The 26,472-nt window shown below is 53.9% G+C and carries 29 protein-coding genes and 1 pseudogene; 13 read left to right on the top strand and 17 right to left on the bottom strand.

The window, feature by feature from the left end; all coding sequences use genetic code 11:
- Window positions 1–420 precede the first annotated feature (420 nt).
- On the bottom strand, window positions 421–687 hold the full coding sequence (locus tag Q0711_RS05910; protein WP_298616065.1) for an Asr1405/Asl0597 family protein: 267 nt from the start codon (window positions 685–687) through the stop codon (window positions 421–423).
- Window positions 688–791: 104 nt separating this feature from the next.
- Here Q0711_RS05910 and Q0711_RS05915 point away from each other — a divergent pair, with 104 nt between their 5' ends.
- On the top strand, window positions 792–1,322 hold the full coding sequence (locus Q0711_RS05915; RefSeq protein ID WP_298616064.1) for a Dps family protein: 531 nt from the start codon (window positions 792–794) through the stop codon (window positions 1,320–1,322).
- 121 nt (window positions 1,323–1,443) lie between these two features.
- On the opposite strand, the gene lipA is transcribed toward Q0711_RS05915, so the two are convergent.
- The 5 genes from lipA to Q0711_RS05940 form a co-directional block, all read right to left on the bottom strand.
- Entirely contained in the window at window positions 1,444–2,355 is a 912-nt protein-coding gene (gene lipA / locus Q0711_RS05920) for a lipoyl synthase (protein WP_298616063.1), read from the bottom strand.
- Between the two features lie 2 nt (window positions 2,356–2,357).
- Window positions 2,358–3,362: a permease gene (locus tag Q0711_RS05925; RefSeq protein ID WP_298616062.1), complete on the bottom strand. Its 1,005-nt coding sequence runs from the start codon at window positions 3,360–3,362 to the stop codon at window positions 2,358–2,360.
- Window positions 3,363–3,366: 4 nt separating this feature from the next.
- Window positions 3,367–4,524: an NDP-sugar synthase gene (locus tag Q0711_RS05930; RefSeq protein WP_298616061.1), complete on the bottom strand. Its 1,158-nt coding sequence runs from the start codon at window positions 4,522–4,524 to the stop codon at window positions 3,367–3,369.
- Window positions 4,525–4,658: 134 nt separating this feature from the next.
- Window positions 4,659–5,369: a helix-turn-helix domain-containing protein gene (locus tag Q0711_RS05935; protein WP_298616059.1), complete on the bottom strand. Its 711-nt coding sequence runs from the start codon at window positions 5,367–5,369 to the stop codon at window positions 4,659–4,661.
- Window positions 5,370–5,452: 83 nt separating this feature from the next.
- Window positions 5,453–6,487: a PstS family phosphate ABC transporter substrate-binding protein gene (locus Q0711_RS05940; protein ID WP_299041940.1), complete on the bottom strand. Its 1,035-nt coding sequence runs from the start codon at window positions 6,485–6,487 to the stop codon at window positions 5,453–5,455.
- A gap of 154 nt (window positions 6,488–6,641) precedes the next feature.
- Here Q0711_RS05940 and Q0711_RS05945 point away from each other — a divergent pair, with 154 nt between their 5' ends.
- Together Q0711_RS05945 and Q0711_RS05950 are read left to right on the top strand one after the other, a co-directional pair.
- A complete protein-coding gene (locus Q0711_RS05945; RefSeq protein WP_298614506.1) occupies window positions 6,642–7,823 on the top strand; it encodes an aldo/keto reductase in 1,182 nt (393 codons plus the stop codon).
- A gap of 99 nt (window positions 7,824–7,922) precedes the next feature.
- The gene (locus tag Q0711_RS05950) at window positions 7,923–8,312 is read left to right on the top strand and encodes a hypothetical protein (RefSeq protein WP_298614504.1); all 390 of its coding nucleotides are present in this window, start codon (window positions 7,923–7,925) and stop codon (window positions 8,310–8,312) included.
- On the opposite strand, the gene ispD is transcribed toward Q0711_RS05950, so the two are convergent.
- On the bottom strand, window positions 8,309–9,016 hold the full coding sequence (ispD, locus tag Q0711_RS05955) for a 2-C-methyl-D-erythritol 4-phosphate cytidylyltransferase (protein WP_298614502.1): 708 nt from the start codon (window positions 9,014–9,016) through the stop codon (window positions 8,309–8,311). The two genes, Q0711_RS05950 and ispD, sit on opposite strands and share 4 nt — an antisense overlap.
- A 53-nt stretch (window positions 9,017–9,069) precedes the next feature.
- Window positions 9,070–10,431 carry a chromosomal replication initiator protein DnaA gene (gene dnaA, locus Q0711_RS05960; RefSeq protein ID WP_298614500.1) on the bottom strand — a complete coding sequence of 454 codons (1,362 nt, stop codon included), beginning with the start codon at window positions 10,429–10,431 and terminating at the stop codon, window positions 9,070–9,072.
- Between the two features lie 179 nt (window positions 10,432–10,610).
- Between dnaA and rpmH the strand changes: the two genes are divergently transcribed.
- The 5 genes and pseudogenes from rpmH (at window position 10,611) to Q0711_RS05985 (ending at window position 13,283) form a co-directional block, all read left to right on the top strand.
- Complete coding sequence (gene rpmH, locus Q0711_RS05965; protein WP_011056450.1) at window positions 10,611–10,748, top strand: 50S ribosomal protein L34; 138 nt, start codon at window positions 10,611–10,613, stop codon at window positions 10,746–10,748.
- A pseudogene (gene rnpA, locus Q0711_RS05970) lies at window positions 10,748–11,065 on the top strand (ribonuclease P protein component); the annotation flags it as partial. The gene rpmH and the pseudogene rnpA, both read left to right, overlap by 1 nt.
- Window positions 11,066–11,089: 24 nt before the next feature.
- On the top strand, window positions 11,090–11,485 hold the full coding sequence (locus tag Q0711_RS05975) for a PH domain-containing protein (protein WP_298614508.1): 396 nt from the start codon (window positions 11,090–11,092) through the stop codon (window positions 11,483–11,485).
- A 47-nt stretch (window positions 11,486–11,532) separates the two neighbouring features.
- Window positions 11,533–12,738, top strand: coding sequence for a membrane protein insertase YidC (gene yidC / locus Q0711_RS05980; protein WP_298614498.1), 1,206 nt, complete (start codon window positions 11,533–11,535; stop codon window positions 12,736–12,738).
- 8 nt (window positions 12,739–12,746) lie between these two features.
- Entirely contained in the window at window positions 12,747–13,283 is a 537-nt protein-coding gene (locus Q0711_RS05985) for a R3H domain-containing nucleic acid-binding protein (protein WP_298614497.1), read from the top strand.
- Here the strand turns inward: Q0711_RS05985 and Q0711_RS05990 are convergent.
- A complete protein-coding gene (locus Q0711_RS05990; RefSeq protein WP_298614496.1) occupies window positions 13,230–14,114 on the bottom strand; it encodes a glutaminase in 885 nt (294 codons plus the stop codon). The two genes, Q0711_RS05985 and Q0711_RS05990, sit on opposite strands and share 54 nt — an antisense overlap.
- Before the next feature lie 8 nt (window positions 14,115–14,122).
- Window positions 14,123–16,111 (bottom strand): Rne/Rng family ribonuclease, encoded by a 1,989-nt coding sequence (locus Q0711_RS05995; RefSeq protein ID WP_298618080.1) that lies wholly within the window; start codon window positions 16,109–16,111, stop codon window positions 14,123–14,125.
- A 532-nt stretch (window positions 16,112–16,643) separates the two neighbouring features.
- Between Q0711_RS05995 and hpnH the strand changes: the two genes are divergently transcribed.
- Window positions 16,644–17,654 (top strand): adenosyl-hopene transferase HpnH, encoded by a 1,011-nt coding sequence (gene hpnH / locus Q0711_RS06000; protein ID WP_298614493.1) that lies wholly within the window; start codon window positions 16,644–16,646, stop codon window positions 17,652–17,654.
- Here hpnH and Q0711_RS06005 read toward each other — a convergent pair.
- From Q0711_RS06005 to rph, 4 genes are all read right to left on the bottom strand, one after another.
- On the bottom strand, window positions 17,651–18,910 hold the full coding sequence (locus Q0711_RS06005; protein WP_298614491.1) for an ABC transporter substrate-binding protein: 1,260 nt from the start codon (window positions 18,908–18,910) through the stop codon (window positions 17,651–17,653). The two genes, hpnH and Q0711_RS06005, sit on opposite strands and share 4 nt — an antisense overlap.
- Window positions 18,894–20,423 (bottom strand): YifB family Mg chelatase-like AAA ATPase, encoded by a 1,530-nt coding sequence (locus tag Q0711_RS06010; RefSeq protein WP_298614489.1) that lies wholly within the window; start codon window positions 20,421–20,423, stop codon window positions 18,894–18,896. Before Q0711_RS06010 ends, Q0711_RS06005 begins: the two co-directional genes overlap by 17 nt.
- 172 nt (window positions 20,424–20,595) lie before the next feature.
- Window positions 20,596–21,207 (bottom strand): hypothetical protein, encoded by a 612-nt coding sequence (locus Q0711_RS06015; protein WP_298614487.1) that lies wholly within the window; start codon window positions 21,205–21,207, stop codon window positions 20,596–20,598.
- On the bottom strand, window positions 21,200–21,928 hold the full coding sequence (rph, locus tag Q0711_RS06020) for a ribonuclease PH (protein WP_298614485.1): 729 nt from the start codon (window positions 21,926–21,928) through the stop codon (window positions 21,200–21,202). Before rph ends, Q0711_RS06015 begins: the two co-directional genes overlap by 8 nt.
- A gap of 182 nt (window positions 21,929–22,110) precedes the next feature.
- Between rph and Q0711_RS06025 the strand changes: the two genes are divergently transcribed.
- The 3 genes from Q0711_RS06025 to Q0711_RS06035 are packed head-to-tail and all read left to right on the top strand — an operon-like array spanning window position 22,111 to window position 23,527.
- A complete protein-coding gene (locus tag Q0711_RS06025) occupies window positions 22,111–22,449 on the top strand; it encodes a P-II family nitrogen regulator (RefSeq protein ID WP_298614483.1) in 339 nt (112 codons plus the stop codon).
- A gap of 6 nt (window positions 22,450–22,455) precedes the next feature.
- Window positions 22,456–23,313: a shikimate dehydrogenase gene (locus Q0711_RS06030; protein ID WP_298614481.1), complete on the top strand. Its 858-nt coding sequence runs from the start codon at window positions 22,456–22,458 to the stop codon at window positions 23,311–23,313.
- 4 nt (window positions 23,314–23,317) lie between these two features.
- Window positions 23,318–23,527, top strand: coding sequence for a hypothetical protein (locus Q0711_RS06035; protein ID WP_298614479.1), 210 nt, complete (start codon window positions 23,318–23,320; stop codon window positions 23,525–23,527).
- Here Q0711_RS06035 and Q0711_RS06040 read toward each other — a convergent pair.
- On the bottom strand, window positions 23,493–24,263 hold the full coding sequence (locus Q0711_RS06040; protein WP_298614477.1) for a response regulator transcription factor: 771 nt from the start codon (window positions 24,261–24,263) through the stop codon (window positions 23,493–23,495). The two genes, Q0711_RS06035 and Q0711_RS06040, sit on opposite strands and share 35 nt — an antisense overlap.
- Window positions 24,264–24,277: 14 nt before the next feature.
- Here Q0711_RS06040 and Q0711_RS06045 point away from each other — a divergent pair, with 14 nt between their 5' ends.
- The gene (locus Q0711_RS06045) at window positions 24,278–24,469 is read left to right on the top strand and encodes a hypothetical protein (protein ID WP_298614475.1); all 192 of its coding nucleotides are present in this window, start codon (window positions 24,278–24,280) and stop codon (window positions 24,467–24,469) included.
- 107 nt (window positions 24,470–24,576) lie between these two features.
- On the opposite strand, the gene Q0711_RS06050 is transcribed toward Q0711_RS06045, so the two are convergent.
- Both Q0711_RS06050 and queG read right to left on the bottom strand, forming a co-directional pair.
- Window positions 24,577–25,476, bottom strand: a complete 900-nt coding sequence (locus Q0711_RS06050; RefSeq protein WP_298614473.1) for a vitamin K epoxide reductase family protein — start codon at window positions 25,474–25,476, stop codon at window positions 24,577–24,579.
- Window positions 25,477–25,503: 27 nt separating this feature from the next.
- On the bottom strand, window positions 25,504–26,442 hold the full coding sequence (gene queG / locus Q0711_RS06055; protein ID WP_298614471.1) for a tRNA epoxyqueuosine(34) reductase QueG: 939 nt from the start codon (window positions 26,440–26,442) through the stop codon (window positions 25,504–25,506).
- Window positions 26,443–26,472: the final 30 nt, after the last annotated feature.

The raw sequence follows: 26,472 nt of genomic DNA on the forward strand, positions 1-26,472 counted from the left end.
TGGGCGATCGCTGCGAGAACGTGATGGTTCTCTTTGCAACCTCTCAGACAAACATGGACGGACAGCATTTTAGCTCCCCGACGGCGGATTGCTCATGGCTATTGGCGATAGCGGCAATTCCTCGATTGAACTAGAGGTCAACAACACCCTCACTCAAGGGAACCCTGCTACGCGCAGCTTAGAACTACGGGCTGATGATGGTTCAACACTGTGCGCCAATGTCTTTAGAAATAGGCAAGTAAGTGGAGCTGGTTTCCGTTTACGGCCTGAACATGCTTCTGTCACTTTCCGAATTGTTGACCGTCCTAATCTTGGTCTCAACAACAATGGGGTTACGATTAGGACAACCGGTGCAGGGACAGTCACCAACATTACGACTGCCACATTCAATGCAGCGCCGCCTTCGGGTTGTACATTCCCCTAATATTCAAGAGCACTTGGGTCTTGAAAAGAATTAATCCAATTGTAATTCCAGCACTGCTCTAACCAACCTATCAACGTGTGACGAGGGGCAGAAACTTGGCGTACCACTGACCACACCTGCAGTGCCGCTAGGGGAGAGTTGGCCTCCGCTGTCAGGGGTTGATAGGGGGCATACTCACAGGGCACACCCAAATCGGTGAGCCGTTGGTAGATTGGCCAACGCAGTTGCCATGGAACTGCAATAAGCTGGGGGTTTATAGACATTCAATAAGCACTCCGTTGTTGAAAAAATACAGCAAAGTAGCTTAGGATGGGTCTGTTAGAGCAAATGGCAGTAGCTCACTAGTGCCCCAAAGGAGTATCGTGCTATGACGACCAGGACTTCGCCACGCCAAGCCTTTGGCGAGATGGCTGACACGGTAGTGTTGCTGGACAAATCCACGACAACACCGGTGTGCGAAGGGATGAATCGCCTCCTGGCGAGTTTTCAAGCCCTTTATTTGCAGTACCAAAAGCATCATTTTGTTGTTGAGGGTGCAGAGTTTTACATGCTGCATCAGTTTTTCCAAAACTGCTACGAACAGGTGCAAGGTCACATCCACGACTTGGGAGAACGGCTCAATGGCTTGGGAGGTGTGCCCGTGGCCGGTTTCCAGCAGTTGGCAGCTCTCTGTGGTTTTACCCCTGAACCCGAGGGGGCTTTTAGCTGTCGGCAAATGCTCAGCAATGATTTGCAAGCGGAGCAGGCCATTATCGGAATTCTGCGGCAACAGGCTACCCAGGCAGAAAGTTTGGGCGATCGCGCCACGGCGTATCTGTACGATCAAATCCTCTTGAAGACGGAGGAGCGCGCCTACCATATTGCCCACTTTCTGGCCGACGATAGCCTGAAGGGGTAGTCTTTCGCAATTTTGGTTAACGAGTCCTAACACAAGATGATATTTATTCATACCATACCCCCACTCAAGGGGGTTTTTTAATGCAGATTTTTCCTACCACTTAGCCTAGCCTAATTGAAATTTAATTGCAATAACTTTCCTCAAGATTGTTCGTTGCAGGACGCTGGCGCGGATATTGCTGCATCAGGGTGCGCACCTGCTCGGCGTGGTAGGAACTGCGGGTAAGGGGAGAGGAGACCACCTGCAAAAAGCCCATGGATTCTCCCAGTTGGCGCCATGCCTCAAATTGCACTGGGGGAATAAACGCCTGCACAGGTAAGTGTTTGGGACTGGGTTGGAGGTACTGGCCAATCGTGAGAATATCACAGCCCACTTGCCGCAGATCTGCCATTACCGCCGCTACCTCCTCAGGGGTTTCTCCCAAGCCCACCATAATGCCGGACTTGGAGTAGATCCACGGAGCGCGATCGCGCACCCGTTGCAGCAGCTCTAGACTGCGCTGATAGTTGCCTTGAGGACGCACCCGCCGATAGAGACGGGGCACCGTTTCGGTGTTGTGGTTGAGCACGTCTGGACTGGCAGCCAAAATTTGGTCTAGGGCTTGCCAATTGCCACACAGATCGGGAATGAGTACTTCAATAGTGGTCTGGGGCGATCGCGCCCGCACGGCCTCAATCGTGGCCACAAAGTGAGATGCCCCACCATCCGGCAGATCATCCCGATTCACGGCGGTAATCACGACATGATTAAGACGCAGGCGCACCACCGCTTCCGCAAGGCGCTGAGGTTCAGTGGCATCCAAGGGCAGAGGCTTTTTGGCAAAATCAATATCGCAGTAGGGGCAAGCGCGGGTGCACGCTGAACCCATCATTAAGAACGTCGCTGTTCCTTCATGGAAACACTCCCCAATATTGGGGCAAGAGGCCTCTTCGCAAACGGTATTAAGATTTAAGTCCCGCAGGAGTTCCTTGACTGACCCGACCCGCTGCCATTGGGGGGCTTTGACCCGTAACCACTCCGGTTTAATCACCACGGCTAACTCCACTGCAAATTCAAAAACAAACAAAGGGAAAACGTCAATTGTGCCACCAACAGAAAGATGTAAATCAAAGCACGGGGACGGAAAATCGTCAGCAATAACCCCAGCCCCTTGAGATCCACCATGGGGCCGAGAACCAGAAAAGCAAGAATTGACCCCGGTGTAAACGTGGCAGCAAAGGCCAGGGCAAAGAAGGCATCCACGGTGGAGCAAATGGAAATCACTGTGCCGAGGAGCATCATCGCCACCACTGAGATCACCGGCCCTTGGCCAAGGCTGAGAATGAGTTCACGGGGAACAGCTACCTGAATGAGCGTTGCCCCTAGACTGCCGAGGACGAGAATGCCCCCCAGTTCACGAAATTCTTGCACTACATTGTCTAGAACTTGGGGTAGGCGCTGCTGCCAGGGAATCCTTGGGGGAGGGGGGGCAAGGGTTAACGTTTCCATGGCAAGGGGTTGACCGGGGGTACCCAACAAGTAGGTGCCCGACTGCAGCAGGGCAGGAACAGCCGTTGTTTGGGGTTGGGGGCGACGCATCAGAGCGGTGACGGTGGGCTGCAAAAAGGGGGTGAGATCCTTTTGAAAACTAAAGACCCAGCCAATAGTGGTGGCGATCGCCAGTGAAAAGAGGACACGAAACACGACAATCTCCGGCTGATCGCGAAAGGCCGTCCAAGTTGCCCAAATTACAATTGGGTTGATCGTGGGTGCCGCCAACAAAAAACCAATGACCACGGAGGTCGGCAGCCCTTGTATTAGCAATCGCCGCGCCACCGGTACATTGCCACACTCGCATACCGGAAAAAGAAAGCCGATACAACTGCCCACCAAAGCGCCCAGCAGGGGCGATCGCGGTAAGCGACGAATCAGGGCCTGCTCATCTACAAACAGCAGTAGCCCACTGGAAAGCAAAATCCCCAGCAGCAGAAATGGCAGCGCCTCTACCAAGAGGCTCAGAAAAAGTGTGAAGCCGCTCTGCAATTGATTCGCAAATGTCATGGGGTTAGCGTGGAGTTTGGGATACAATCTCCTTCAATTCAAGGGGACTCGGCTGGATATCCGTTTGCCGTGAGTCGGTAATCAGCCAATCTAGGGCAGCCGCTTTCAGATCAATGGTGGTGCCCGTTTTATCGACGCAGTAGCGCCCAAAGACCAGTTTATCCACCAAGCGAACATCGGATCCGAGGCGAGAATACTCAAAAATCACGCAGTTATCAACGACTGCACCACTGCAAATGTGGCAATTGGGGCCAATCATTGTGGGGCCAATAATTGTTGCGCCGTCTTCAATCTTCGTCATGCCGCCAATGTACACCGGGCCTTGGATCGTCACCTTATCCCAATTAGCCGCCACATTCAGCCCAGTATAAATTCCCGGAAACCGCTCATGGCCGGGAATCGAAACATTCTTAACTGTACCGTCGAGAACGCCCCGCACCGCTTGCCAGTAGTCGGGTACTTTACCAATGTCAATCCACTCAAAGTCCATGGCTAGCCCATAGAAGGGGGCACCCATTTCTACGAGCTTGGGAAATAGCTGGCTCCCAATGTCATACTCTTGGTTGGAGGGAATATAATCAATGACCTCTGGCTCAAAAATATAAATTCCCGTGTTGATATTGTTGCTCAGGGCTTCTTCGACACTGGGTTTTTCTTGGAAGGCAATGATGCGATCAGACTCATCGGTAACAACAACGCCGTAGCTCGAGACATCTTCTTTGGGCACTGTTTTCATAATTACGGTGGCGATCGCCCCCTTTTGGCGGTGCCAAGCCACGGCTGCTGTCAAATCCAAATCAATCAGGGCATCGCCGCACAAAACAACAAACGTATCGTCAAAAAAGGGGTGAAAATCTTGAATTCGCCTAATTCCCCCTGCAGAACCTAGGGCTTTCCCCACCAGTTCACCGTCTTTAATATAGCCTTCAAAGGAGTAGGCAATCTCTACCCCAAAGCGCTGTCCGTCCTGAAAGTACCTTTCAATCTCATGGGCTAGGTGGCTGACGTTGACCATAATTTCGGTAAACCCGTGCTGGCGGAGGAGTTCGACGAGAAATTCCATCACGGGCTTTTGCAAAATTGGGATCATTGGCTTAGGAATGGTGTATGTAATCGGGCGTACCCGCGTGCCTTTTCCAGCCGCCAAGATCATTGCTTTCATATCGGTTGTACCCAATCTACCAACACATCAAGGGAGACAGCCCCGCTTATAATGACAACCCTTTTCTAAGGTGGTTGAACCCTTTCGAGTATGTTCCATCCCTGTGAAAAGAGCGGTATCCCCCCTAGCTTACCTTAATCAAGAGCATATACCCGCCCATGGTAAAGCAAGCGCGTAATGCCTTTGGACTGAAGATAGCTGCGCACTTTCCGCAGCATTTCTCCGTCGGGTACCTTGACGACTGTCTTGCGCCACTGCACATCGCTGGCTTTATAAAGGCGTTGATTTTGCTGAGAATAGCGGAGAGCCACAGGACGGCTATCGAAAATGGGTAAGGTGCTTTGTTGAGCCTCCTCACTAGAGAGGGCGCCTAAGCCGCGAAAGGCCTTCAAAGGACGAGTCAGTAATTCAGCCCGCCGATCCACGACGACATAACAAGGACGGGGCAGCACAGCCTCCGAAAGGGGCATAATCTCCACCGACTGCACCACTTCCACCTCGGCAAGCTCAGGTAAAGGAATGTCTTCATCCAGTTCCTCTTCGTCCTCCTCTTCGAGATCCTCATCCTCTTCATCGCTATAGTCATCCTCATCGAGGGCAACGGTCTCTGCTGGTTCTACGTCGAGGTCATCCTCCTCTGCTATCTCATCCGTTGTTGCCATTGCGAGTAAGGGCACTTCTTCAGTCTCAGGAACAGCAGCTTTCTCCTCCATTTGTTTGATGACACGGCGAATGGTATTTTCACTCACACCAAACTCCGCTGCCAGAGCCTTAATTGTTTGTCCGGCGGTGTACTGTTGAAAGATACGCTGGCGTTCGCTGTCGCTGAGTCGCTTGTAGGTCATGGATGAGTAAGAAGCAGATGGCAAGATCTATTATCTGAGGTGGCGGTGCCAGAATACTGATTTTATCCAAAACCGATCGCCCCCTAGCGCAGGCGCACAAACCCTGCCTTTTCAATGGCCGCTTGTCCTTGATCGGTGAGCAAAAGTTCAGCGTAGGCACGACCCGCTTGGGCATCAAGGCTATTGTCTTCCTTAGCAATCACAAATAGGCGGCGGGTGATGGGGTAAGTGCCCTCTTGAAACGCGCGGTGATTGAGTTGGTTGCGCTGTTGAGGACAGCGTGCCGGAGGAACGTAGGGTTCCTGATAGGGAGGGACGTATTGATTGGGCTGACGACCGAGGGGAAGCGGGTGGATGCTGCACTGACCGACTACCTCTGGGGCAGAGGCATAGTAAATGCCCCCTAATGTGGCAGCAACACGCCGTAGGCCATCGGTAGTATCCCGAACCATGACGACGTTACGACCAAAGGGCTGTTTGCCTAGGACTTCTTGAATAAAGTATTCAACGGTGCCCCCATCTTCAGGTCGGCGGGAAAAGGGCGTGATGGTTAGATTCGGTCCGCCCACCTGCTGCCAGTTGGTTATTTTGCCTGTGTAGATGTCCGCAACCTGTTGCACTGTCAGTCCAGGGATGCCCAGCCTCGGATTGACGGCGATCGCCAGCCCATCAATAGCTACGGGAATCGCAGTTAATTTCATACCCTGAGCGGCTGCCTTGGCTATCTCTTCCTCCTTCAGGGGACGGGAAGACTGCGAGAAAGACAGTTGATTATTCAACAACATGCGAATGCCACTGCCCGATCCTGGGGTTCCCGTGGGCGGATCCACATAGCGCAGTTGAAAGTTTGGCCAAGCCGCTTGCAGCAGCGGATCCACATCGCGGCGAATCGGTGCCCAAGTGGTGCTGCCGCCATAATTAAACAGTCCACTGGGGACATTTTTCACTTGGGTAAATGTGGATTGACCGCCACTTCCCAGATTGGAACCTCCATTGCCCAATGGGGCGCCCTCATTCATGAGGCGAAGCACCAGCACTGCACCAATGCCCAAAAGACCTAGGGTAGTCAGCAGGGAAAGAAGTAGAGGCAAGAGAGAATGACTTTTCCCTTGGGACATACAAAATAATTGCTGGCATTTTTTCTAGCCTAGCCCAAACCAGCGAATGTTGTGGGCGCGGTGTGGAGTTCCGCTGCGTCAGCCGCTAACACCCCCATTAGCGCAGAATCGGGAATTCCGCGAAAATGATGAAGAAAGGTTTGTTGAGTTTACTATGCGCTACCGTCGCTTTGGTCGCACCCAACTCCCAATGCCCGTCTTTTCCTGTGGCGGCATGCGCTATCAGTTTTCATGGCAGGATATTAGTCCGAGTACGATTCCTGAGGACAATCAACGCAATCTAGAGGCGACGATTCGCCGAGCCGTTGAGCTAGGAATTAATCACATTGAAACCGCGCGGGGTTATGGCACTTCAGAAGTGCAGTTGGGCAAAATTCTACCTCGGTTGCCGCGCGAAAAACTGATCGTGCAAACCAAAGTGGCGCCTAAACCCACGGCCAAGGAATTTCGGGAAACTTTGGAAACCTCGCTGCGCAATCTGCGGCTAGACTACATTGATTTGCTGGGGATCCATGGCATTAATCTCCCGGAGCATCTAGAACAGGTGTTGCGACCGGGGGGATGCCTAGAGGTGGCACGGGACTTTCAAGCGGCAGGGAAGATTCGCTTCATAGGTTTTTCTACCCACGGTAGCCTGGAGGTGATTCGGCAGGCGATCGCCAGCGATGTTTTTGACTATGTCAACCTGCACTGGTACTACATCAACCAGCAGAATTGGCCCGCCATCCTTGATGCCCAAGCCCGCGATATGGGCGTTTTTATCATTAGCCCTGCGGATAAAGGGGGGATGCTCTACAAACCACCCCGACGCCTTGTGGAACTGTGTGCCCCCCTCAGCCCAATCGTCTTTAACGATTTGTTTTGCCTCTCCCATCCCCAAGTGCATACCCTCAGTATTGGTGCTGCTCGCCCCAGTGATTTTGACGAACACCTGAAGGTGCTAGACCTTCTAGATCAGGCCGATGAGATTCTGCCGCCGATCTTGGCACGGCTAGAGCAAGCTGCCATTGAGCGTCTGGGGGAAGACTGGTATTACACTTGGCAGGAGGGACTGCCGGACTACCGCCACACCCCCGGTGAAGTGAATATCCCGATCATTCTCTGGCTGTGGAATCTGGTGCAGGCCTATGATTTGCTCGAGTATGCCCGCATGCGCTATAACTTGCTTGGCAACGGCGGCCACTGGTTTCCGGGTGCCAATGCAGCACAGGTCAAACACTTGGATTTAGCCCCCTGTTTGCAGAACAGTCCCCATCGGCACAAGATCCCAAGAATTTTGCAAGCGGCCCATGATCTGCTGAGTGGCACTCCCCAGCGGCGATTATCTCAGTCCTAGGGATAGGGGAGTTCCCCCAGCAAATCGCGGACAATTCCCCTAGGCGATCGCTCTTTGTGCCACCGACAATAGAAGTATTAAGGGTAAGAGGTCAACACTATGGATTTTATCTATCACCTCAGCAATGCCAGCCTTACCCTGCGGGTTGTGCAATTCTTGCATGAATACGCCAATTTACCCGTTCAGTTTGTTACGGTCATTCATCAAGTAGATGGATGGGTGGTTCGCATTAAAATGCATTCGCCCCTCTGCGACACACAAGCAGGGAATTTCCGCGCCTTCTTGAACGAATTGGGTTTCCCCTACACACCAAAGATTTCGCTGAAAATGGCACTGTGGGCACTGGAAACCGGGCAGTCAATGGTGGATGTAATGCGTCGTTATCAAGTGGCGATTGTCTCCCACGGCTACCCCAACTACGATGATATTGAAGTGTTTCGCAAACAGTTTATTCAAGGCTTGGGCTACTGCCCTGAAACCTTAGCTTAGGACACTATCACTCCTTGGCCTTGCTCCCGGCGATGCTGCAAGATTCGTTCTGCAAGGGGGAGATCGCTGGGGGTGGTGATCTTGAGATTGGTTTCTTCGCCGGGGACAATGTGCACGGCATAGCCGAGGCGTTCAAAGAGGGCAGCATCATCTGTGACCTCCCAGCCTTTGGCCACAGCCATTTCATGGGCAATACGCAGGGGTTCGACGCGAAAGCCTTGGGGGGTTTGGGCGGCCCAAAGGGAAGCCCGCTCTGGAGTTTGGACAACAACGCCTTCACGGTTGACGATTTTAATTGTATCTTTGACGGGTACCGCTGCAATCAGGCCGGCATAGGTCTTTAAGGCGTGGGCACAGCGGTTAATCAGATCAGGGGTAGCCAGACAGCGGGCACCATCGTGGATCAGCACCTGCTCAGCCGTTTCAGGGAGCGCCTGCAACCCGTTAAACACTGAGGCTTGGCGGGTCTCACCTCCTTGAATCAAATGGACAGGCTGTCGTAGGTTCAAGTCCCCCAGGAGTGCTTCCCAAATGGGAAAGTCCTCTGGCTGGCCAATGACGCCAATCCATTCGATGGCATCGGCAGCAGCAACCGCTTCTAGGGTCCATGCCAAAAGGGGTTTACCAAGGAGTTGCAAGCGCAGCTTATTGTGGCTTGCCCCCATGCGTTTACCCATGCCGGCGGCGGGAATGAGGATGTGCATTCATGCCCTTTTGAAGACTGTTTTTTTATCTTGGCATAGGCAGGCTCTGGGTACTATGACTCTGTAGGACGGCTGGCCAAATTGATGCGATCGCTGAGTTGCCGCAGCAGGCTGCCCATTTCTGGATCGGTACGTTGCAGTTCGGCCACCTTGTCACAGCTATACATGACGGTGGTGTGATCCTTACCGCCAAACTCTTCACCAATTTTCGGCAGACTCAAGCCGGTGTATTGGCGCATCAAATACATGCCCACTTGACGTGCCATGCTAATTTCGCGGCGGCGGGAGTTGCCCTTGAGATCACTGATGGACACGTTCAGCGCTTCAGAGACCACCTTCAGGATGACTTCTGGTGAGGTTTCAATTTTACGAGTGGTTGGACTCAAGACGGGGGCTATATTTTCCACCGTCATCGGTAACCCCGAAATAGAAATGTAGGCAACGGCTCGAATCAGTGCCCCCTCCAATTCCCGAATATTGGAGGTGTAGCTGGCGGCAATATACTCAATCACCTCCCGCGGCAAGCGAATATTCTCGTACTCCGCTTTTTTCTGGAGGATGGCCATACGGGTTTCCAAGTCGGGGGGTTGAATATCGGCAATTAGCCCCATGGAAAAGCGGGAACAGAGGCGCTCCTGGAGACGGGGAATTTGACTGGGGGGGCGATCGCTGGCCAAGACCACCTGCTTGCCGGCCTCGTGCAGCGTGTTGAAGGTGTGAAAAAACTCCTCTTGGGTATATTCTTTGCCCTCAATGAATTGAATGTCATCCACCAGCATGATGTCTGCGGCACGATAGTGCTCGCGAAAGCTCTGCATACTGTCTTTGCGGATGGCGGCAATCAAGTCATTCGTAAACTGCTCGGTAGAAACATAGAAAATCTTGGCATTGGGGTCAATTTCCAAGCGATAGTGACCAATTGCCTGCATGAGATGGGTTTTGCCCAAGCCAACCCCGCCACAGAGAAACAGGGGGTTAAACTCCCGCCCCGGTGATTCCGCCACGGCCAAGCAGGCCGCATGGGCCATGCGGTTATTGGGGCCAACCACATAGCGGGAAAAGACGTACTTAGGATTTAGTTCACTGCCGCGAGGGCGAGCTGTAGGGGTGGTCGCCTCTGCTTCAGCACGACTGGTGGGGCGAATACTGGGGTCGTGCTCTGCCCCTTGGGCGATCGCCAGTTCAATCTCTACCGCCTTACCGACAACCTCCCGTGCCACATCGGCAATGGTTTTCAGATAGTACTTTTGCAACCAGTTGCGAGCAAAGGGATTGGGGGTGCAAATGGTCAGCGTTTGGCCATCAAAGGACTGCACCGTTGCCGTCTTGATCCAAGTTTCAAACGTCGGGCGACTGAGCAACAGTTGCAACCGCTCTAAAATTTGATGCCAGAGATCTTCGGCAGAGCTAATCACGCAAACCTCGTCCGTAGGATGTGAGCAAGGATAGGCAACACGACCAAAACAGCAATAGCCTTCTAGAGCTACCGCTGCCTCACGGGAAGTGATACGATTGTAGATCGCTCTAACCACTGACTAGGGCGTGCCCTTTGGGGCAGTGTTTGTTCTAATGAACCATCATAACTGCAACAGCTATGACGCAACGTACACTGGGCGGCACTGTCCGCAAACGCAAACGCACCTCCGGATTCCGTGCGCGCATGCGTACCAAATCGGGTCAGAACGTAATCAAGGCACGGCGCCGTAAGGGACGGGCACGGCTCACCGTCTAGTGCTGCCTCGTCAACATCGCCTGCGCGATCGCCATGATTTTGACCGTGTCTATGAACACAAAACCGCCCACCACGGCAAACTGGCCGTTCTTTGGCTGGCACCCCAATCCCATAGGGCAGCGCCACGGCTGGGGATCGTGGTCGGCAAAAAGGTCAGCAAGCGAGCCGTTGATCGCAACCGTTTGAAGCGGCAGTGGCGACGGGTGATCCACCCACTGCTACCGCAGATAGCCGCAGGGTGGGATATGATTGTGGTAGTGCGTCAGGCGGCACTGCAAGTCAGTGACGAGGACTGTCGCGCTGAATTGACGCAATTGATGGCCAAAGCAGGGGTACTGACGATGCCGGGAATTTCGGAAGACGTTTTCTACGAAGGCGGTCCCCATTGGGGTGACTTGCTGATCAACTTACTGTTGGGGCTGACGGTGATTTGTTTGCCCCTCACGGTCGGTGCCATTGTCCGTGCCCTCTGGCTGCGTTACCGTATTACAAATCGGCGAATTACCGTGATTGGTGGCTGGATGGGGCGCGATCGCTCCGATGTCATCTACAGTGAAATCACTAAAGTCGTCACCGTTCCCCGTGGTTGGGGAGCCTACGGCGACATGGTTATCACCCTCAAAGATGGTAGCCGTTTAGAAATGCGTGCTGTCCCTCGCTTTCGTGAAATCTACAACTACATTGCCACTAAATTGAGTCCCGCTGCCAAAAGTGTCAGTGGCGCGATTGGTTCTTAAGACCTAAGATAGTTCTGTTAACTGTTCACCCTTAATTGCAGGATTCCATGGATTTTGGTATCGGTTTCCTCTCCAACAATGTCATGCTGCCAATCCTTGATTTTTTCTATGGGATTGTGCCGAGCTATGGCCTTGCCATTGTGGCGCTGACACTGGTGGTGCGCTTTGCCCTTTATCCCCTCAGTGCAGGATCCATTCGCAACATGCGGCGCATGAAAGTTGTGCAGCCGATCATGCAAAAGCGGATGCAGGAAATCCAACAAAAATACAAGGACAATCCTGCGGAACAGCAAAAGGCAATGGCAGAGGTGTATAGGGAATTTGGCAATCCCTTGGCGGGTTGCTTTCCCCTGCTGTTGCAGTTGCCGATTCTTTTTGCCCTTTTTGCCACACTGCGCGGCTCTCCCTTTGCCGATGTGAATTACCAGCTCAACCTACAAATTGTTCCCCCCGATCAAGCGGTCATAGCCCAACCCTTTGCCACTAAACCGCAAAATATTTACGTTGACGAAGGAGTACACTTTCCCATTCAGGCAGTGGTTCCCATCGGTACCAAAATTCCCGTGGGTCAAACAGTCGATCTTCAATTTCAAACTAAGGAAGGTAAGCCTTTTAGTGAACTGGTGGCTGCCTATCCCAATAGTCATTTGCAACCTAAGTGGCAAATTATTCGCGGTCAAGAGCGGGCAACCGTTGACAGTGAAGGCCGTCTGCAGGCTCTGCAACCCGGCGATGTAACCGTTCAGGGCACAATTCCGGGAATTGCGGCAGATAAAGGTTTCCTCTTCATTTCTGCCCTTGGCCATGTGGGGGTCATTGATCAAGGGGAACTGTTTACAACCCTGCCCGACGGTACACGCCAGTTTAATTGGGGTGCGATCCACTGGGATATTCTGATCATGATTCTTGGCTTTGGCGTCAGTCTCTACGTCAACCAGTTGCTCTCTGGCCAAGGGAGCAGCAATAACCCCCAGCAGCAAACCGTGAATCAATTGACGCCAATTATCTTTTCGGGAATGTTTCTCTTTTTCCCGCTGCCGGCAGGGGTACTGCTCTATATGTTGATCGCCAACATCTTCCAGACGGTGCAAACCTTTATCCTGCAACAGGAGCCACTGCCAGAAAATCTGCAGAAACTCGTGGAAGAGCAGGAACGAGCGGAAGCCCTCAAAAATCGGGCTGCTCTTCCCTTTGAGGGCAAGGGTGCCAAAAGTACCAAGGCCACCAAAGCTAAGCGGAATCCATCCAGTTGAGGGGAGGCATGACGGCTGATCCAATTGCTGCGGGGTGTGCGTGGCTGGAACAGGCGCTTGCTTTGGCAGGCTTTAAGACAACTGTTGCTGTGGTGGAGTCCCCATTAGCGGGTGTGGTACCGGGGCATTGGCTGGAAATTGATCGCCAGTGGCTAAGTGCTGCACAAATTGAGGCACTCTTGGCCAACAACGCCCAAGCCCTTGATGCGCTGCAATATCTGCTCAACGCTACGTTGAATTTAGGGCGATCGCGGGAGGAACAAACGGCCTTTACTTTGGAATTGGCAGGCTACCGCCGTGCCCGTTATCGTCAGTTGCAGCAGATTGCCCAGCAGGTGGCTGCCCAAGTCCTCGACACCGGTAAACCCGTTGAAATCCGCTCCCTTTCAGCAGCAGAGCGGCGTGTCGTGCACAGTCTTATTAGGGTAGAGAGCGATCGCCTGGAAACCTTTAGCTATGGTGAAGAGCCAGATCGGCGCTTGGTGGTGCAGTTAGCCCAAGGGACTAAGGCTGAGGTGGCGGCTGATGCGCTGGAGCAGGTATAGCCCCAAAATCGAGTTGCCACTGCTATCGAGGGGGGGACTGTAGCAGGCGATCGCCCCTTGGCGTGGCACAATGGCCAAAATTACGCCGCTCACCCCCGATTTCATGGGTAAGCCAATCTCTAGGGCATAGCGGGGGGAGTCCTCGTAGAGGCCACAGGTAAGCATGAGCACATTCACCTGCTGGCGGTGGCGATCGCTCACCTTTTCATGGGGCAACGCTAAGAGGAGACCCAAGCGAGCGACTTCCTCAATTGTTCCTTGGAAACAGCACACCTGATTGTAGTTCTCAAGGGCGACCCCCGCATCAGCAATGCGTCCAGACTCCACCAAGAAGTGGGCAAGGGAGCGATTTTGCCAGTTGGGATGGCGATAGACCGCCGCTAACACCTCCTGATCTACTTGTAGCTGGGTACCCGCACACTCATTGAGCCAAGTTTGAAAAACGGCGACACCGCCCACATGGGTCAACTGGCTCGCGAGGGCGATCGCCCCACTGTTGATCATTGGATTCCGCGGCCATCCCTGATCAAGGGTTAACTGCACCACAGAGTTATAGGGGTAATCCGAGGGGCGCTGCCCTACCCACGTCCACACCTGCTCTTGCCATAGCGTCAAGGCATACAGGAGTAAAAAGGGCTTAATCGCGCTCATTAAGGGAAAGCGTAAACTGGAACACCCCAGCGTAAACTGGTGCTCCGGCGTAACCACTGCCAAAGCAAAGGCCTCAGCCCCCACCCTCGGTAGCCGCTGAAGCGGTTCCCCCTTAGGAATCTCTGTTGCAGCCGCCTCAAGCCACTCTTGGATGAGGGCAGGGTGGAGGTGCTTCAACATTACTGCGCCTAAGCGTTGGCATCAAGGGAAAGTTGCTCGCTACTGGTCACCCGTCGCCGCCGCCGCCGCCCTGCGGGCATAGAGGCCTCTGGCGGTGCTGCCTCCGCGACCGATTCGGTGTTAGGAGTCACTTCTTGCTCACTGCTATTGAGTAACGTTGTGGCAGGAATCGGCTCGACATTAATCGTGCTAGCCCCAGGGGAGGGCAGCTCATCGGCAGTTTCCGGAACATCCTCAGGCATTCCCTCGCTGATGGGTCGCGCCGTTTTCTGGGGAAGGGGCAGGGGGTCTTGGCCGGGGCGTGCCACCATAACAATCGTTCCCCGAGGATTCTTCACTTCTCCAGAATGCAGCACAAGGGGTGAAATTCCCATTTCTGCATAGACCGCCTGCTCTTGATCCGTCATCGTTACCGTAATTACTTCCGCGGGTTCCGAGCGGCTAGGACGGGCAGGGCGTGGGGAACGACTCTCCACTTTGACCACAGGAGAGGGTGCCGTCTCCGTCGGTGCCGTAATTACCTTACGGCCATTGCCATTTTCGGCGGTACGGCGAGGACTGCGGGGGGTTGGTGGAGGACTACTGCGGGAGGAACGGGGACGAATCCCCCCCACTGCTTGGTAGTCAGGGTGGTTAATGAGCTGACTCTCTAAGCTGCTACTGGCAAACCCGTTAGGTTCACTGCGGGGTTCTAGGCTGCGGCGTGGCTCCGGTGGACGTGGCATGGGCGATCGCTCGACAATTTCACCGGGGCTGTCTTCCGGTTCACCGGGCAAATGTACCAAGTGCCCCAAGCCACCGCAAGCACTACAGGGGCGGCCAAAGAGTTCATAGATATTTTGCCCTTGGCGTTTGCGGGTCAGTTCCACCAAGCCCAGTTCTGAGAGTTGAGCAATCTGGGGTCGGGCTTTATCGGCACGCAGGGCTTTACTAAAGTGCTCCAGCAGTTGCAACTGGTCGCGGCGAGAATCCATGTCAATAAAATCCACAATGATCACGCCAGCAATATTGCGGAGCCGCAGTTGGCGCGCTATTTCTGTAGCCGCTTCGCAGTTTGTCCACAGCACTGTTTCCCGCGAGGTTGCCGAACTGGTGAATGAACCGGAGTTGACATCAATGACCGTCAGCGCCTCCGTAGGTTGAATGATGATATAGCCGCCGGAGGGCAAATCAACACGGGGTTTAAGGGCTTCGCGGATGGCAGCATTGACCCGGAAGTAGTCCAAAATGGGAATGGGTTCTTGGTGATAGTCAATGAGAACCCCCACCGGCCTATTGGCATTCCAGTTTTTCAGGTGCTGTTTTACCCGCTTAACCCCCTCCGGGGTATCCACGACAATGCGATTGACATCACTGCTATAGACATCCCGCAGCACTTTTTGGATAAAGTCATCATCGCGCCCTAGCAGCTGGGGAGGACGGCTGGAGGCTGCCTGCTGTTGAATTGTTTCCCACTGCCGTTGCAGGAACTCCAGATCCTCAAGAATTGCCTCTTCGGAGACACCCTCGGCCTCTGTGCGCACCAATAGCCCCATGCCAGCGGGCTTGACCAAAATGCCCAAGGCACGTAGCCGATGTCGTTCCGCTTCATTGGTAATCCGTCGCGATAGATTCACCCCCCGACCATAGGGCATCAGCACCAGATAGCGTCCTGGGAGAGAAATATTCCCCGTTAGCCGCGGCCCTTTGTTGCCTGTGGGTTCCTTCATCACCTGAACCAGCACTTTTTGCTGTGGTGCTAGTAATTCGGTAATTGCCCCAGCAGTTCGCTTGAGGCGCAGTGGGCCAAGGTCACTGACATGGATAAAGCCATTGCGGGAGGTATCCCCTATGTTGACAAAGGCAGCATCAATACCCGGCAGGACATTTTCTACCACGCCAAGGTAGATATCCCCCACCTGATGGGTACCCGTGGCCACAATCAATTCCTGAATTTGATCTTCGGCAAAGACCGCCGCTATCCGATGTTCCTCGGCAATAATAATCTGCTTAGGCATTCATTATCCTTAGAATCTCTTAACAAAATAAACGTCAGCATGAATTGGCTAAAGGTATCTAGCACAGTGCCTAGCCCTTCTTGCCCCTGTAAGGGACTCGTGCAAGTTTGGCTTTAAGATGGTTGGGAAAAAGGTTCCTGTAGAGGCGGCTTGGCATTGGAACGCAGAACGCAACTGTGGTGATACCTAAAAAGCTCTGCACGACTTGCAGAAGGGAAAGATGTCACCCCATGCCAGCCCTAATGAAAATCTATGCCTAACCTTTGGTCTCTTGGGCTATGGAGGTTAAGCAAAAGGGATGTTTCTACAGTACTTTCAATCGTCTCTGATTGGACGTACATCTGTCAAGACTGCATCGGGCATTTTGCAATATTTTTTACGGTGGTCGTCACTGCTGTGTTGGCCACAGGGATAGTGTGCCACTTTGCAAACCTGATAGGACACTTTGGCGATCGCCTACGAAGCTGCTACAACTATAAGCATCTATTAAGCGTTTTGGCTAGAAAATTAGCCACACTGAGGAGAGTTGCCCATGGGAGTCCACATCAAGCAGGCAGTGGAAGTTGCCGTCTATATCATCTCACAACGCCTACAGGGCAAAAAGCGCTTTCCCCTCACCTTGATGCTTGAGCCTCTCTTTCGCTGTAATCTAGCCTGTTCGGGCTGCGGTAAAATCCAGCACCCCCTTGAAGTCCTGCGCAAGTATCTCACGCCGGAGGAGTGCTTCCGCGCTGTTGAAGAATGCGGTGCGCCGATTGTGGCTATTCCCGGTGGAGAACCCCTACTCCACCCGCAAATTGATGAGATTGTGCAGGGCTTGGTGGCGCGGCGCAAGTTTGTTTATCTGTGTACGAACGGAGTCCTTTTAGAGGAAAATCTGCATAAATTCAAGCCCTCCCCCTACTTTAGCTTCAGTGTTCACCTGGATGGGCTGCGGGAGTGGCACGACAAATGTGTGAACCGCAAGGGGGTCTTTGACACGGCTGTGAAAGCCATTAAAGCAGCTAAAGCCAAGGGCTTCCGTGTTACCACCAACACAACAATTTTTGAGGGGGCAGATCCCAAAGAAATGCAGGAATTCTTTGACTTTGTCAGTTCCCTAGGAGTGGACGGCATGATGATCTCGCCGGGCTATGCCTACGAGTGGGCACCGGATCAGGAGCACTTTCTTAAACGGGAGCAAACCCGCGCTCTGTTCCGCGAAATCCTCGCCCCCTACCGCGCAGGCCAGAAGAAGTGGAACTTTAACCACAATCCCCTCTTCCTTGATTTCCTTGTCGGTGAAAAGGATTACGAGTGCACCCCTTGGGGTATGCCCAGCTACAGTGTGTTGGGCTGGCAAAAACCCTGCTATCTCCTCAATGAGGGGCACTACAAGACTTGGAAGGAACTGATTGAAAATACCGATTGGGAGAAGTATGGTCACAAAAGCGGCAATCCCAAGTGCCGTGACTGCATGGTGCACTGTGGCTATGAGGCCACTGCTGCCATGGATGCCTTTAATCCGGCCAATATGGTTAAAGCAGCAAGCAGTTTGTTCTAGCGCGGACGCATGAGTTGCCAGCGCTGTTCGGCGGCTTCCACAGCGGCTTTGGGCGTTAATTTTCCCAGAAGAACGCTTTCGATCGCTCGCCCAAGGGTTTGAGAAAAACGAGCATAGCCACGAAAGTTGGGGCGCGCCCTAGCAGTAGCCATCTGCTCTAGAAAGACCCGCAGGGTGGGCTGCTGTGCCACAAAGCTCTGATAGCGTTCATTGGTGCACACCCGTTCATTCACAGGCAAATACCCGGTACCCACCGCCCATTCTGTTTGGAATTCTTCACTGAGGACATAGTCCAAAAACGCTAGAGCCGCCTGTTCCCGTTCGGGCGTTGAGCGAAAGACAAAGAGATTCTCACCCCCTAGGGCAGTTGCAGGGGTCTGGAGGGCGGGCATGGGGAGGACGCCAAAATCTACTCCCGACTGTTGGAGTTGCGCCAAGGTCCAAGGCCCTGTAATCTGCATGGCCACCTCACCACGGATAAATTGATCCAGTTCATAGCCCCGTTCGGGAGCCGAGAGAATTGCTAAGCCCTTCTGTCGCAGGCGTTGCCAAAAGTCAAGAGCGGCGATCGCGGGCGGTGTGTCAATGTGGGCAGTCTCAGGGGTATCTCCAAAGCTACCACCGGCGCTCCAAAAGAAGGGCAACCACGTAAAGACCGCAAATTCGCCTTGGCCCAGGGCAAGGAGCAGGGGGGTAATGCCCTGCGCCTTTAGGGTTTGGCTGACTTGCTCTAGCTCCGCCCATGTGGTGGGCAGCTTGTCAATGCCGGCCGCAGCCAGTAAGCTAGGGCGATAAAAAATTCCAATGTTGTTGGTGGCAAAGGGAATTGACCAGTAATGGTTGCCGTAGCGCATCGTGGGAATAAGCGCCGGGTTCACTTGGTCACGGTAGGGGGAGCCTTGCCACCAATCATCGAGGGCACGTAGGGCACCCAGATCGACAAACTGGCCGGTCATCGTGGGGTTATACCAGAGCAAATCCGGTGCAGCATTGCCCACCACCGCTGCGAGAATTTTGGGCAACTGTTGGTCGGGCTGGCCCACATAGAGGGCTTGGACGTGAATCTGGGGATGACGAGCATTGAAGCGATCCACCAGACGCTGGAGCACCACGCGATTGGCCGGAGGGTTGACCCCATGCCAAAAGACAAGTTCAATGGGCTTCTCTGCTTGGGTTGCTGTGGTGCAGCCAATCAGCAGCAGGGCTAGGAAACCCAGGAGGAGCGCGAACCACCCCCGTCTATTGCAAACGATCAATCGTGCGGTATTGAATGGCTTCGGCCACATGGGCAGCGGCAATCGTTTCACAGTCAGCCAGATCGGCAATGGTACGGGCTACCTTTAGGATACGATCTGTGGCTCGCCCCGACAGGCCGAGTTTGGCGATCGCCCTTTCTAGAAGCTGTGTTGAAGCTTCGTCCAATTGACACCACTGACGCAAATGGCGGCTTTGCATTTGGGCATTGCAATGGAGGTTGGGTTCTGCGGCAAACCGCCGCCGTGCTCGCGATCGCGCCGCCAAGACCCGCTGGCGTACTGTGGCGGAATCTTCCCCCAGCGTTTGGCGAGTCATTTCCTCTGGCTTGAGACGGCTGACACTCACTTGCAGATCAATGCGATCTAATAGGGGGCCAGAGAGCTTTGCCCAATACTGTTCTCGCTGGCGCGGGGAGCAGGTACAGGGTTGCACCGGATCGCCATAATAGCCGCAGGGACAGGGATTTGTGCTGGCCACCAAGGTAAATTGCGCCGGAAAAACCACGGATTGGCGGGCGCGGGCAATGGTGACTTGGCCATCCTCAAGGGGCTGGCGCAAAAACTCCAAAACGTCCCGCTTGAATTCCGTCAATTCGTCAAGAAAGAGCACGCCCCGATGGGCAAGGGAAATCTCCCCCGGTCGCGGGTAGCTGCCACCGCCGACAAGGGCAGGTCCAGAGGCAGAATGGTGAGGACTGCGAAAGGGCGGGGTTTGGATCAATTGACCGCGTTCTTTCAGCAAGCCAGCAACGGAATAAATTTTCGTGACTTCAAGGGCTTCTTCAAAGGTTAAGGGGGGCAAGATTGTGGGTAAGCGCCGCGCCAACATTGTTTTGCCACTCCCCGGTGGCCCGACAAAAATGAGATTGTGCCCCCCCGCCGCGGCAATTTCTAGGGCACGCCGCGCTTGATACTGGCCTTTCACATCTTTGAGGTCAACAGGAGAGGAAACAGGATTGGATTCTAGAGGTTGCGGACAACTAACCGCGGGCGATCGCGAGCTAGGGTCATTCAAAAAGGCTGCCACTTCAGCGAGGGTATGGCAACCATAGACCTTTAGCCCCCGCACCAACGCTGCCTCCGTAACATTGGCTGCGGGCACCACTAAACCGGTCATTCCTTGGGCTTGCGCCGCAGCGGCAATTGCCAGTACCCCGGCCACCGCCTGTAAGGTGCCATCGAGGGATACTTCACCGAGAAAGAGATGATCCCCCAGTAAATCCGTGGCAACCTGTCCTGAGGCCGCCAGAATACCGACACTAATGGGGAGATCAAAACTAGGTCCTTCCTTACGTAAATCGGCGGGGGTGAGATTGACGACAATGCGCCGCATCGGGAAGCTAAAACCGGCGTTGCGAATCGCCGCCTTAACCCGCTCGCGGGCCTCCTGAACACCCGCATCGGGCAGACCGACCACCACAATACCCGGCAAGCCGCCGGAAACATCCACCTCGACGCCAACGGGAATCGCGTCAATGCCTAAAACCGCAGCACTCCAAACCCGCGCCAGCATAGTCTAAAAGTCAGAAAGAGCACCGACGACTGGCCGTGTTTCGTCTCGGTGCCCTTAACTGGTTCGCTCCTCACACCCTTAATGACCTTAGCAGAAACATCCTAGATTTGTCACCATTGCATAGGATTTTTCATGAAGTTTGTTTGCAAAACTACAATTTCTGCATCTGCCCTTAGCGTAGGCTGCCCAAGGTATGCCGCCAAGCCAACTCTTTGTTGATAATTTCCAGCGATCGCTGCTCGGCACCACTGAAGAGGGGCGTAATTGTTTCCAGAATTCGCGCCAATAGCGGTGCTGCATAGTTCCCCGTTGAGCGCAACAAATGGGCATAGTAGCGAAACTGGGCTTGACCTTGGGCATTGCGATGAAAGGCCAGCACCTCGGCGGTTGTCAACTGCCACACCGGTGTATTCACCGGTACCACAAGGGTGGGCATCCCCTGCTGGCCGTAGGGCTGACCCTCCACAGTCACTAAATGACCAATGAGGGCAATCCAGAGGAGAGTGCGGGTTTCGCTGACTAAATCGGGACTGAGAACTGTGTCGGCATTGGTGGTGAGGCGAGGGCTAATCTGATGGAACTGGGGATTCAACAGTTGAGAGTTGTAAATCACTCCCACTGCCCAGTGGCGCTGCTCATCCTCCAGTTTGACAAAACGACCAAAGCCATAGTCTTCGGGGGCAGGGGGATGGGCTACATCCCACTGATCCACCAGTTGCGCCACATAATCCCAGTGGGAGTTGGACTTGACGATGTGTCCGAGGTAAATGGCCTGCTCACTCATGGCTTGCAGCTAAGACTTGCTGTTGGATCTCAATTAACTCTTGAATACCTTGGGTGGCGACATCCAGAAGACAATCAAGGGTTGGCCGATCAAAGGAACCCATCTCTGCTGTGCCTTGAACCTCAATGAATTGACCACTGGCCGTCATCACGACATTGAAGTCCACACTGGCGGCGACATCCTCAGCGTAGCTTAAATCCAGATAGGGTTCGCCATCAATCAAACCCACGGAAACTGCCGCCACTTGATGACACAGGGGAGAGGCGCTGAGTACCCCTTGCTGAAGTAGAGTACTGAGGGCATCTACAAGGGCAATGTAGCCCCCTGTAATGGCCAGCGATCGCGTGCCGGCATCGGCTTGGAGGACATCGGCATCCACAATTAGCGTGCGTTCCCCCAGGAGGGACAAATCCAAGGCCGAGCGTAAGCTGCGACCAATCAGGCGCTGGATTTCTTGGGTGCGCCCAGACAGTTTGAGAAATTCCCGTTCCTGTCTTGGCTGTGTGGCGCTGGGTAGCATGCGGTACTCTGCGGTGAGCCACCCTTGGCCTGTGCCTTCCAAAAACTTGGGCACCCCCTCTTTAAGACTGACGGTACACAGCACTTGAGTTTGCCCCGCTTGGGCGAGCACCGATCCCAAGGCAAATCGGGTGAAATACCGCTGAAAGCGGTGCGATCGCAATTCCAGTGGTTGACGGCCATCGGGTCGCTGCCACCCCATGTTTGACTCCCTCTCAATCACCTTTCCTATTAGAGCTTATTTTCTGGAGCCAGTGCGAGAGCGTCCCCTTGGGCGATCGCTCGATGATTGGGGATAATATAATGTAGTTATTGCTACAGGCTATACTCTTTTGCCAATGCTAAATAAAGATTAGCCCGTTGCCATAGAGAAGGAGTTTGACATTGAAAAAAGTAGAGGCCATCATTCGCCCCTTCAAATTGGATGAAGTGAAGATTGCCCTTGTCAATGCCGGGATTGTCGGGATGACCGTCTCGGAAGTGCGGGGCTTTGGGCGGCAAAAGGGGCAAACGGAACGATATCGGGGGTCTGAGTACACGGTGGAATTTTTACAAAAGCTAAAAGTCGAGATTGTTGTCGAAGATAGTCAGGTGGACATGGTGGTGGCCAAAATTGTTGAAGCTGCCCGCACCGGCGAAATTGGCGATGGCAAGATTTTTGTGACTCCTGTAGAACAGGTCATTCGCATCCGCACAGGAGAAAAAGATCACGAAGCGGTCTAAACGCCAATGCCAAAAATTTCTGGTCAAACCCAGCTTCTGGGAGTGATTGGGGATCCCATTGAGCACACACTCTCCCCAGAAATGCACAATGCAGCCCTAGAGTATTTGGGCTTGAACTATATCTATGTGCCCTTTTGGGTCAAGCCGCAGCAGTTGGCGGGGGCGATCGCCGGCCTGGATGCCCTGAACGTTGTGGGTTTTAATGTCACCATTCCCCATAAGGAAGCCATCCTTCCCTATTTGGCCGATGTTAGCGACCTTGCCCAGCAAGTGGGGGCCGTCAACACTGTCTATCGCAGTGAAAAAGGTTGGGTGGGGACCAACACCGATGTGCATGGCTTTTTAGCGCCGTTGCAACAGCAGACCTACCCGTGGTCAGAGATTGCCGTTTTAGTTTTGGGCTATGGGGGTGCCGCACGCGCAGTGGTTACTGCCTGTTACAATTTGGGCTGTCGGCAGATCTATATCAGTGGTCGGCAAGGGGAACGCCTGGAGGCCTTTGTGACGAGTTGGCCCTGGAGAACCCTCTATCCCCTAGCATGGTCAGAGCGCGCCACGTGTTTAGAAAAAGTCAGCCTTGTGGTGAATACGACCCCGATTGGCATGAGTCCCCATCGGGACGCTACTCCCCTAACAGGTGAGGATTTAGCCCGATTACCCGACACCGCTATTGTCTATGACCTCATCTACAAGCCGCGTCCCACCCTCCTTTTGCAACTGGCGATGGCGCGAGGACTGCAAACCTTGGATGGTCTGGCCATGCTTCTTCATCAGGGGGCGGCAGCTCTAGAGTACTGGATTGGCCAACCCGCGCCCACTGCCATCATGGCCACTGCCCTTGAAACTGCCCTTGGGACAGAATAGTCACATGGCACCTTGGCTGGCAGAACTGATGTGGTTATTTGCGGTTTTTGGGGTGTCACTGCTGATTGCCTTGGGGATTAAACTGATAGCCCCCCTCTATCCCTTGCCGCCTCATCTGGGTGTCATTCTGCTATTGGTGGTTAGCCCTGCACTGTTAATGGCGATTCTCCTGATCAAGCTCAGCCAAAGCGATAGCCAAAACCCCGCACCGTGAGAATGTATTGGGGATGACTGGGATCGGTTTCAATTTTCTCCCGCAGCCAGCGAATGTGGACATCAACGGTTTTACTATCGCCGATAAAGTCATGCCCCCACACCTGATCCAGTAACTGCTCCCGTGGCCAAACACGGCGGGGATGACGCATAAACAGCTCAAGCAGTTTGTATTCTTTAGGCGAGAGATTGATCTCCTCCCCGCGCAGGGTTACGCGGCATTCTTGGGGATAGAGGCAGAGATCGCGGAAGCGCAAAACGGAGGGCACCCTACCCTGTTGAATTTGTGTTCGCCGTAATAGAGCACGACAGCGGGCCAGCATCTCCCGCATGCCAAAGGGCTTGGCCAAGTAATCATCGGCACCAATTTCAAGGCCAACCACTCGATCAATTTCACTACCTTTGGCACTGATCATGAGAATGGGGACAGTGCACCCTTCACGGCGAATTAGGCGGCATAGATCCAATCCATTGACACCCGGCAGCATGACATCAAGGATAATCAAATGGATTTCTGGAGTCTCAAAGCTAACGTCCGTTAATAGATGGGTATTAATGAGATTCAATGCTTCATAGCCATCACTGGCCACGAGGGTGTGGTAGCCCTCCTCCTGCAAAGCAAGGACAAGGGTCTCGCGAATCAGGTCTTCATCTTCAATAACTAAAATGTTGGCAAGGGCAGGTGGTGTGGCAAAAGGAGCCTTGGCTGGTTCGGCAACTGTATCAGTGGAGAGCATAAAAAACCTGCGTAGTGCCCAGCTGGCTTCATTCTATCACTGACCCGGTGCGCGGCAAGCCCCGCCCTGAACGAGGGGGAAGGGCAACGCCAACGGCGCAGCCGTTCTATGATTTTGCTGTCGGCCACAACCACGCCGACCTACGGCAGGGCATGGCGGAAGTGACGCCTGGGGAGATACAAGCAGCGGATAGGCCCTCGGCCTAGGAACCTACCAAAGCGACTTAGGCTGGGCTTGAGTGCCGTGGGAATCTTCGGCCTACCGCTCCGCGGGCGCAAGCCAACAGGGCGGGGAGGATGTCAATTTATTGCCTCTACTGGTTCTTAAAGTTCATTGGACCTGTGTATTGGCTCAATTGACTAAGTTCCCTCAGCGATCTGGTGCCGGAGTAGAGCTGATCATTGATTTCCCATGTGGGATAGCCCTGAATTCCCTTGGCACGGCAGCGCTCCACTTGGGGATTGGCACCATTGGGGTCGCACTCAACATAATTGAGTTCCCGTACTGCCTGCTTGCCAAAGAGTTCCTTTTGATCGTGGCAATGGCTACACCAGTAGGCACCATACATGACGGCTCCCACTTGGGTTAAATGGCGAGCCAGGGCAATTTCTGCTGGGCCTGAGGTATTGACGATGGGAATGCCCGGCCCCTCGGCATTGGCCATGTGAGTGTTGTAGATACCAAAGACCGCCACCAACGTCACCACAGCAGTGATGATGCCGTTGAAAAAGAGCTGACCGCGATCGCTCCATTCCCGACCAATGATGGTCAAGATCAAAAATGTAAAGCTAAAGACGGCTGAGGCAATGCAATAAGGACAAGTGGCTTTAATCTCAGTTGCCAAGATATACATCAAGTAACTGCTGAAGCTGGCCATGGCCGTTGCCCCAAGAAAGAGCAAGAGCCAAGTGGTGTTTTCAGCATTGCGGCGGAGTTCTTTTTGCTGCGGCTGGTTGAACAACAGGGGCAAGGCCGCCAACGACAGCATCCCCGTGTAGGCAACAAACCCAATGAGGGAGAGGGGAACCCCAAAGACCGTTGCCCAAGGGCTATTGAGAACAATATCGCAGCCATCGGTGGGGCAGGTCACCTCCCGATTGGTGAGCTTGGCAATCGTTAGGTAAGCGGTCACTCCCATGCCAGCGAGGGCAACTCCGCCAATTAACCACCGCGACCAACGATGAATCCAGGGGATGGAGCGTCGTCGAACCATAGGTGAGCCTCCGCATTGAATCACAGTTCAATCATACCGACTGCTCGACAGCACCGCTTGGGCATTGCGACGCCATTGTTCTGGTTTAATTCGCCGTAGGGCGGAACCACGGGTGAGTTCATCCCATGCTTCATCGCTGAGGGTGGCCAGTTCCTCTAGGGACGTCTTCAAGAGGGGCGATCGCGGGGCAAAGTCCGCCACATCGGTGGGTTGAGCAAAGCGTTGATTCCAAGGGCACACCTCTTGGCAGATGTCACAGCCTGCAACCCACCCCTGCAAGTTAGCGGCAATCGCAGGGGGTAGCTTAGGGGCGCGGCTTTCAATCGTGTGGTACGCAATGCAGCGGTTGGCATCCACCACGTAGGGTTCCACAATCGCTCCCGTAGGACAGGCGGCCAAGCAACGGGTACAGGTGCCGCAGTGATTGGTGTGGGGGCGATCGCCCGGCAACTCCAACGTGGTGATTAATTCTCCCAAGAGAATCCACGAGCCATACTGCCGCGAAATCACATTGCTGTGCTTGCCAATCCAACCAATTCCGGCTTGCTCTGCCCAAACTTTGTCCTGCACAGGGCCTGTATCCACATACCAACGGTAGTGCATCTCCGGTACCTGGGACTGAAGCCACTGCCCTAGGGCTTGCAAGCGTTTTCCTAGGACTCGGTGGTAATCTCGCCCCCAAGCGTAACGGGCAATTTTCACCCTGGGGGGCGGCTCCGGATCGGGCTGATAATAATTGAGGGCAACGGAAATCAGCGATTGTGCTCCGGGCAGGACGGATTGAATCTCCTGTCGCCGCGGGTTGGCCATCCACGCCATCTCTCCTTGGAACCCTTGGGCTAACCAGCGCCGCAGGGCAGCCACCCCAGAAGGATGGTCAGGGCTATAGGTGCGCAAATCCACAATTCCCACCCGATGAAACCCCAACTGATGGGCAAATGCCTTGATCGCAGCAGAAGTGACCATAGAGAAATGATATCTTGCGCCGGTGAAAAG

Source organism: uncultured Thermosynechococcus sp. (genome assembly GCF_937958135.1).
In the GTDB taxonomy this organism is placed as follows: Bacteria; Cyanobacteriota; Cyanobacteriia; order Thermosynechococcales; family Thermosynechococcaceae; genus Thermosynechococcus.

What these genes read in the sequence shown, in the direction of transcription:
- Q0711_RS06015 (WP_298614487.1), bottom strand. Translation starts at nt 21,207, where the DNA reads ATGAGTGAGCAGGCCATTTACCTCGGACACATCGTCAAGTCCAACTCC.
- hpnH (WP_298614493.1), top strand. Translation starts at nt 16,644, where the DNA reads ATGGGAGTCCACATCAAGCAGGCAGTGGAAGTTGCCGTCTATATCATC.
- Q0711_RS06035 (WP_298614479.1), top strand. Translation starts at nt 23,318, where the DNA reads ATGGCACCTTGGCTGGCAGAACTGATGTGGTTATTTGCGGTTTTTGGG.
- rph (WP_298614485.1), bottom strand. Translation starts at nt 21,928, where the DNA reads ATGGGGTGGCAGCGACCCGATGGCCGTCAACCACTGGAATTGCGATCG.
- Q0711_RS06030 (WP_298614481.1), top strand. Translation starts at nt 22,456, where the DNA reads ATGCCAAAAATTTCTGGTCAAACCCAGCTTCTGGGAGTGATTGGGGAT.
- queG (WP_298614471.1), bottom strand. Translation starts at nt 26,442, where the DNA reads ATGGTCACTTCTGCTGCGATCAAGGCATTTGCCCATCAGTTGGGGTTT.
- Q0711_RS05940 (WP_299041940.1), bottom strand. Translation starts at nt 6,487, where the DNA reads ATGTCCCAAGGGAAAAGTCATTCTCTCTTGCCTCTACTTCTTTCCCTG.
- Q0711_RS06040 (WP_298614477.1), bottom strand. Translation starts at nt 24,263, where the DNA reads ATGCTCTCCACTGATACAGTTGCCGAACCAGCCAAGGCTCCTTTTGCC.
- rpmH (WP_011056450.1), top strand. Translation starts at nt 10,611, where the DNA reads ATGACGCAACGTACACTGGGCGGCACTGTCCGCAAACGCAAACGCACC.
- Q0711_RS05930 (WP_298616061.1), bottom strand. Translation starts at nt 4,524, where the DNA reads ATGAAAGCAATGATCTTGGCGGCTGGAAAAGGCACGCGGGTACGCCCG.
- ispD (WP_298614502.1), bottom strand. Translation starts at nt 9,016, where the DNA reads ATGCACATCCTCATTCCCGCCGCCGGCATGGGTAAACGCATGGGGGCA.
- Q0711_RS05975 (WP_298614508.1), top strand. Translation starts at nt 11,090, where the DNA reads ATGCCGGGAATTTCGGAAGACGTTTTCTACGAAGGCGGTCCCCATTGG.
- Q0711_RS05945 (WP_298614506.1), top strand. Translation starts at nt 6,642, where the DNA reads ATGCGCTACCGTCGCTTTGGTCGCACCCAACTCCCAATGCCCGTCTTT.
- Q0711_RS05995 (WP_298618080.1), bottom strand. Translation starts at nt 16,111, where the DNA reads ATGCCTAAGCAGATTATTATTGCCGAGGAACATCGGATAGCGGCGGTC.
- Q0711_RS05925 (WP_298616062.1), bottom strand. Translation starts at nt 3,362, where the DNA reads ATGACATTTGCGAATCAATTGCAGAGCGGCTTCACACTTTTTCTGAGC.
- Q0711_RS06010 (WP_298614489.1), bottom strand. Translation starts at nt 20,423, where the DNA reads ATGCTGGCGCGGGTTTGGAGTGCTGCGGTTTTAGGCATTGACGCGATT.
- Q0711_RS05935 (WP_298616059.1), bottom strand. Translation starts at nt 5,369, where the DNA reads ATGACCTACAAGCGACTCAGCGACAGCGAACGCCAGCGTATCTTTCAA.
- yidC (WP_298614498.1), top strand. Translation starts at nt 11,533, where the DNA reads ATGGATTTTGGTATCGGTTTCCTCTCCAACAATGTCATGCTGCCAATC.
- Q0711_RS05950 (WP_298614504.1), top strand. Translation starts at nt 7,923, where the DNA reads ATGGATTTTATCTATCACCTCAGCAATGCCAGCCTTACCCTGCGGGTT.
- Q0711_RS05985 (WP_298614497.1), top strand. Translation starts at nt 12,747, where the DNA reads ATGACGGCTGATCCAATTGCTGCGGGGTGTGCGTGGCTGGAACAGGCG.
- Q0711_RS05915 (WP_298616064.1), top strand. Translation starts at nt 792, where the DNA reads ATGACGACCAGGACTTCGCCACGCCAAGCCTTTGGCGAGATGGCTGAC.
- Q0711_RS05990 (WP_298614496.1), bottom strand. Translation starts at nt 14,114, where the DNA reads ATGTTGAAGCACCTCCACCCTGCCCTCATCCAAGAGTGGCTTGAGGCG.
- Q0711_RS05910 (WP_298616065.1), bottom strand. Translation starts at nt 687, where the DNA reads ATGTCTATAAACCCCCAGCTTATTGCAGTTCCATGGCAACTGCGTTGG.
- Q0711_RS06050 (WP_298614473.1), bottom strand. Translation starts at nt 25,476, where the DNA reads ATGGTTCGACGACGCTCCATCCCCTGGATTCATCGTTGGTCGCGGTGG.